This window comes from Aquipuribacter hungaricus (genome assembly GCF_037860755.1).
Lineage (GTDB): Bacteria > Actinomycetota > Actinomycetes > Actinomycetales > JBBAYJ01 > Aquipuribacter > Aquipuribacter hungaricus.
On record NZ_JBBEOI010000222.1, the window covers coordinates 1 to 5680 of the forward strand.

Sequence of the window (5680 nt, forward strand, 5' to 3'; positions counted from 1 at the left end):
CGCTGCTCGTGCCCAGCGCGAGCCGCGAGGTGCTCCATGCCGGGCCCGACCCGGCCGCGCTCCGGGGCGCCGCCGGGCGCCTCGCCCAGGACCTCGCCGCCGCCCTGCGCTGAGCCCCCGCGGGGCCGTCGCGACCACGCCGCGAGGTGCTGTTGGACCCGCGGCGACGGCATGGGTACGTTCGTCCGACGCAGCACCCGGTCCACCGCACGACCCGTCCGCACGACCGTCCCGACCGAGCCCAGAGGTGTCACGTGCCCCTTCCCACCCTGACCCCCGAACAGCGCGCGGCCGCCCTCGAGAAGGCCGCGGCCGCCCGTCGGGAACGGGCCGAGGTGAAGAACCGGCTGAAGAACGGGACGGCGACGCTGTCCGAGGTCATCGCCGAGGGCACCACCAACGACGTCGTCGGCAAGATGAAGGTCGCCGCCCTCCTCGAGGCGCTGCCGGGTACCGGCAAGGTGCGCGCCAAGGCCGTCATGGAGGAGATCGGGATCAGCGAGACCCGGCGCGTGCGGGGCCTGGGCGCCAACCAGACCGCCGCCCTCATCGAGCGCTTCGGCGGCAGGTGAGCCCTGCCCCGCCGCCCGCCGGCCCGCCCCGGGTGACCGTGCTGGCCGGGCCCACCGCGGTCGGCAAGGGCACGGTGTCCGCGGACGTCCGCTCCCGCTACCCCGAGGTGGCCATCTCGGTGTCGGCGACGACCCGGCGCCCGCGCCCCGGCGAGGTCGACGGGGTGCACTACCACTTCGTCACCGAGGAGCAGTTCGACCGCATGGTCGCCGGCGGCGAGCTCCTGGAGTGGGCGCTCGTGCACGGCCGGCAGCGCTCCGGCACCCCGCGCCACGCCGTGGAGACCGCCCTGTCCTCCGGCCACCCCGTCCTGCTGGAGATCGACATCCAGGGGGCGCGGCAGATCCGCACGACCTACCCGCAGGCGCAGTTCGTGTTCCTCGCGCCGCCGTCGTGGGACGAGCTCGTGGCCCGGCTGGTCGGCCGCGGCACCGAGGACGACGAGGAGCGGCAGCGCCGCCTGGCCAGCGCCCGGGTCGAGCTGGCGGCCGAGCCGGAGTTCGACCGGACCATCGTCAACCACGACGTCCGCCAGGCCGCCGACGACCTCGTATCATTGATGGGACTGCGGGTCCGCGGCTAGGCCCCGGCAGGCCCGGACGGTGGGTGCCCGCACCCTCCGTCGCCGCACGACCGCAGCCCCGACGTCTGGAGATCCTGTGCCCGGAACACCTGCTGCCCCCGAGGGCATCACCAACCCGCCGATCGACGACCTGCTCACCACCGTCGACTCCAAGTACTCGCTCGTCATCTACGCGGCCAAGCGCGCCCGCCAGATCAACGCCTACTACTCCCAGCTCGGCGAGGGCCTGCTGGAGTACGTCGGCCCGCTCGTGGAGACCCACGTGCAGGAGAAGCCGCTGTCGGTGGCGCTGCGCGAGATCGACGCCGGCCTGCTCACCATCCAGGCCAACCCCGCCGCCCCCGAGGACTGAGACCCCTGCGGGTCGTCCTCGGCGTCGCCGGGGGGATCGCGGCGTACAAGGCCGCGACCCTGCTGCGGCTGCTGCGCGCGGACGGGCACGACGTCACCGTCGTGCCCACCGCGTCGGCCCTGCGCTTCGTCGGCGAGCCCACGTGGTCGGCGCTGTCCGGCCACCCGGTGGCCACCGACGTGTGGACCGACGCCCACGAGGTCCCGCACGTGGCCATCGGCCGCGGCGCGGACCTCGTGGTCGTGGCCCCCGCCACCGCGGACCTGCTCGCCCGGGCCGCGCACGGCCTGGCCGACGACCTGCTCACCAGCACCCTGCTCACGGCGACCTGCCCGGTCCTGCTGGCCCCCGCCATGCACACCGAGATGTGGGCGCACCCGGCCACCCGGGCGAACGTGGCCACCCTCCGCGGGCGGGGCGTCGTCGTCGTCGAGCCCGCCGTCGGCCGGCTGACCGGGGCCGACTCCGGCCAGGGCCGGCTGCCCGAGCCCGAGGACCTGCTGCTGCAGGTCCGCGAGCTGCTCGCCGGCGGCGCGGGCCCGGACCGCGACCGCGCGTCGACGGGCGCCGGCCCGACCGAGGTCCCGGTAGAGGGCGCTCCCGCCGGTGTCTCGCTGACCAGCGTGCCCACCGGCGACCTGGCGGGCCGGCGCGTCGTCGTCAGCGCGGGCGGCACCCGCGAGCCGCTGGACCCGGTCCGCTTCCTCGGCAACGCCTCCTCGGGCCGCCAGGGGATCGCCGTGGCGGAGGCGGCCCGCGACCGGGGTGCCGACGTCCACCTGCTGGCCGCCCACGTCGAGGTCCCGCTGCCCGACGGCGTCCGGACCACCCGGGTGGGCACCGCGGCCGAGCTCCACGCCGCCGTGCTCGACGCGGTGGCCGCGGCCGACGTCCTCGTCATGGCCGCCGCGGTCGCCGACTTCCGGCCCGACGCGGTCGCCACGACGAAGATCAAGAAGAGCGCCGACGACGACGGGGCCCCCGTCCTGCGCCTGGTCCGCACCGTCGACGTCCTCGGCGCGGTGTCGCACGCCCGCCCCCACCCCGGCCTGCTCGTCGTCGGCTTCGCGGCCGAGACCGGGGACGAGACCGGCGACGTCCGCAGCCACGCCGAGCGCAAGCTGCGGGCCAAGGGCTGCGACCTGCTCGTCGTCAACGACGTGTCCGGCGGGGCCGTCTTCGGCAGCGAGGACAACCGCGTCGTCGTCCTCGCCCCGGGCCCCGACGACGGGCCGGCCGTCGAGGTCGCGGCCACCGGCACGCTGGCCAAGCGGGCCGTCGCCGAGGCCGTGCTCGACGCCGTCGTCCACACCCTGGCCCCGTCCTGACGCGGCCCGCGCACCCGGCCCCTAGGGTGTGCGGGGCCTCGTCCCCCCGTGCCCGGGTGACCCGGCACCCCCTCCTGCCCGTCACGCCTGTGGAGAACCGATGACCCTGCGCCTGTTCACGTCCGAGTCCGTCACCGAGGGGCACCCGGACAAGATCTGCGACCAGATCAGCGACGCGATCCTGGACGCGATCCTCGAGCAGGACCCCCGCAGCCGGGTGGCCGTGGAGACCCTGGTCACCACGGGGCTCGTCCACGTCGCCGGCGAGGTCACCACCGAGGCCTACGTCGAGATCCCCAGGATCGTCCGCGAGACCATCCTGCGGATCGGCTACGACTCCTCCGTCAAGGGCTTCGACGGGACCTCGTGCGGGGTGTCGGTGTCCATCGGCCAGCAGTCCGCGGACATCGCGCAGGGCGTCGACAAGGCCCACGAGCTCCGCACCGCCGGCGCCGACGACCCGCTGGACGCCCAGGGCGCCGGCGACCAGGGCCTGATGTTCGGCTACGCGTGCGACGACACCCCCGAGCTCATGCCGCTGCCGATCGCCCTGGCGCACCGGCTGTCGGCGCGGCTGTCCGCGGTCCGCAAGGACAACTCGCTGCCGTACCTGCGCCCCGACGGCAAGACCCAGGTGACCATCGCCTACGACGGCACCACGCCCGTCGCCGTCGACACCGTCGTGCTGTCCACCCAGCACGCCGCCGACGTCTCGCTGGACAGCATGCTGGCCCCGGACATCGAGGAGCACGTCATCCGGCCGGTCCTGGAGAGCGCCGGCCTGGAGACCTCCGGCATGCGCATGCTGGTCAACCCCACGGGGCGCTTCGAGATCGGCGGGCCGATGGGCGACGCCGGGCTCACAGGGCGCAAGATCATCGTCGACACCTACGGCGGCATGGCCCGCCACGGCGGCGGCGCCTTCTCCGGCAAGGACCCGTCCAAGGTGGACCGTTCCGCCGCCTACGCCATGCGCTGGGTCGCCAAGAACGTCGTCGCCGCCGGCCTGGCCACGCGCTGCGAGGTGCAGGTGGCCTACGCCATCGGCAAGGCGTCCCCGGTGGGGCTGTACGTCGAGTGCTTCGGGACCGAGACCGTGCCGCTGGACCGGCTCAGCGCCGCCGTCCGCGAGGTGTTCGACCTGCGCCCGGCCGCGATCATCCGCGACCTGGACCTGCTGCGGCCGGTCTACGCGCAGACCGCCGCGTACGGCCACTTCGGGCGCAGCCTGCCCGGCATGACGTGGGAGACCACCGACCGCGTCGACGCCCTGCTCGCGGCCACCCGCTCCTGAGGCGCGTGCCGCCGGCACGGCGGGCCCAGACGGCGCCCCGCCGGTGAGCCCGGGGGAGCCGGGCCAGCCGACCCTGTTCGGCCCCGCCGCGCGGCGCCGGCGTGCAGTCCCCGCCGCGCCGGCGCCGAACGAGACCGGCCCGGTGGCGGCCGTCGCGGTCGACGTGCCCCTGCCCCACCTGGACCACCCGTTCAGCTACGCCGTGCCGGCGGCGCTGGCGGCGACGGTCCGCCCCGGCGCGCGGGTGCAGGTGCCCTTCGCCGGGCGCACCGAGGACGGCTGGGTGCTCGACGTCGCCGACGGCCCGCTCTCCGGGCTGCGGCCGCTACGCCGCCTGGTCACGCCCGTGCCACCGCTCACCGACGAGGTCGCCGCCCTCGCCCGGGCCGTCGCCGACGCCACCGCGGGCACGCTGGTCGACGTGCTCCGGGCCGCCGTCCCGCCCCGGCACGCCGCGAGCGAGAAGGCGTTCCTGGCGTCGTCGTCGCCCGACGGCGCGGCCGCGGACGTGCCGTCGGGGACGGGCGGGACGGTCGCCACCGTCGACCCGGGTCCGTGGACCGCGTGCGTCGGGGGAGAGGCGTTCCTGCGCCGCACCGCCGCCGGGCAGGGACCGCTGGCCGCGGTCCGTCTGCCGCTGGACGTCGACCCCTGGCAGGCCGTGCTCGTCGCGGTCCGGGCCGCCCTGGCCTCGGACCGTGACGCGGTCGTCGTCCTGCCCGAGGTCGGCGACGTCGAGGCCTGCGACGCCGTCCTGCGGGCGGGCCTGGACGACCCGTCCCAGCTCGCCCTCCTGCACTCCGGGCTGGGCCCCACCGTGCGCTGGCGGGAGTTCCTCCGGCTGCGCACCGGGCGGGCGCGGGTGGCCCTGGGCACCCGGTCGGCGGTCTTCGCGCCCGTCGGCAGGCCGGGGCTGGTCCTCGTCTGGGACGAGGGGGACGACGGGCACGTCGAGCCGCACTCGCCGGGGTGGGACAGCGCCGCCGTCGCCCTGCAGCGGGCGGAGGCCGCGGGGGCCGGGCTCGCGCTCCTGGGCCGGGCGCGACCGGTGCGGACGCAGCACTGGGTGCGCACGGGCTGGGTCAAGGACATCGCGCCCGACCGTGCCCGGCGGCGGGCCGGCGCGCCCCGCGTCGTCGTCCCCGACCCCGCCGACCCGCTCGAGGTGCACGCCCGGGTGCCGCGCGCCGCCCACCGGGTGGCCGCCGAGGCGCTGCAGACCGGGCCGGTGCTCGTGCAGGTGCCGCGGTCCGGCTACGCCACCGCCCTGCAGTGCCGCCGCTGCCGTCACGCGGCGCGCTGCCCGGTCTGCGCCGGTCCGCTCGGCCTGACCGGCAGCACGGGGGCCATGGTGTGCCGCTGGTGCGCGCGGCCGGCCCCGGCGTGGGAGTGCCCGGAGTGCGGCGGCAGGCACGTGCGGGCCGGGGTGGTCGGCGTCGTCCGGTCCGCGGAGGAGTGGGGCCGCGCGTTCCCCGGCACCCCGGTCGCCCTGTCCCACGCCGGTCACCGCGCCGCCGCCGTGGACGGCGCCCCGCGGGTCGTCGTGGCCA

6 protein-coding genes are annotated in these 5680 nt (G+C 76.8%); all 6 read left to right on the top strand.

From position 1 onward, the window contains the following. The first annotated feature begins 254 nt into the window (after window positions 1-254). Window positions 255-572, top strand: coding sequence for an integration host factor, actinobacterial type (mihF, locus tag WCS02_RS16620; protein ID WP_340295258.1), 318 nt, complete (start codon window positions 255-257; stop codon window positions 570-572). Beyond that, window positions 569-1156: a guanylate kinase gene (gene gmk, locus WCS02_RS16625; RefSeq protein ID WP_340295260.1), complete on the top strand. Its 588-nt coding sequence runs from the start codon at window positions 569-571 to the stop codon at window positions 1154-1156. Before mihF ends, gmk begins: the two co-directional genes overlap by 4 nt. Window positions 1157-1232: 76 nt before the next feature. Beyond that, entirely contained in the window at window positions 1233-1508 is a 276-nt protein-coding gene (gene rpoZ, locus WCS02_RS16630) for a DNA-directed RNA polymerase subunit omega (protein WP_340295262.1), read from the top strand. A 5-nt stretch (window positions 1509-1513) separates the two neighbouring features. Next, window positions 1514-2836 (top strand): bifunctional phosphopantothenoylcysteine decarboxylase/phosphopantothenate synthase, encoded by a 1323-nt coding sequence (locus WCS02_RS16635; protein WP_340295268.1) that lies wholly within the window; start codon window positions 1514-1516, stop codon window positions 2834-2836. 100 nt (window positions 2837-2936) lie between these two features. After that, window positions 2937-4130 (top strand): methionine adenosyltransferase, encoded by a 1194-nt coding sequence (metK, locus tag WCS02_RS16640; RefSeq protein WP_340295264.1) that lies wholly within the window; start codon window positions 2937-2939, stop codon window positions 4128-4130. 43 nt (window positions 4131-4173) lie between these two features. Next, on the top strand, window positions 4174-5680 hold a 1507-nt coding region (locus tag WCS02_RS16645), incomplete at its 3' end, for a primosomal protein N' family DNA-binding protein (RefSeq protein ID WP_340295266.1).